Source organism: Pseudoalteromonas phenolica, from assembly GCF_005886345.1.
Lineage (GTDB): Bacteria > Pseudomonadota > Gammaproteobacteria > Enterobacterales > Alteromonadaceae > Pseudoalteromonas > Pseudoalteromonas phenolica_A.
In genome coordinates, this window is the sequence record NZ_PNEC01000106.1 from 1 (window position 1) to 353 (window position 353).

Sequence of the window (353 nt, forward strand, 5' to 3'; positions counted from 1 at the left end):
AAAAATACGGAAGAAGTTAGTACAAGACCAATAGCTATTTTAAATAACGAAAAGTCAGAGACTAGAATAATTCCAGCAGCAAGAATGCCAGTATAAAAAACACCTGATAAAAACATACCAAACGTTAATTTTAGGGCTGTTGAAATACCGACATTTATCAAATAAAGCCGAGCACTACCTAAAAGCATTGAAATAAATATAAAAGCTAATAATAAAGCCACTGAAATAGGAGTTGAGCTTGTTAAAGCTAAAATTAACATACCCAAAACAACAGCGGAAAACATAGATAATATACTTGCAATAGTTCTCCGATTCTCGATTGTCACCGTATACACCTAACGCCTTAATAAACG

Annotated in this window: 1 protein-coding gene; it reads right to left on the reverse strand. The window is 32.9% G+C overall.

The features are described from left to right. Window positions 1–326: hypothetical protein (locus tag CWB72_RS20240; protein WP_138635222.1), on the reverse strand; the 326-nt coding region annotated here is incomplete at its 3' end. Between the last annotated feature and the right edge of the window lie 27 nt (window positions 327–353).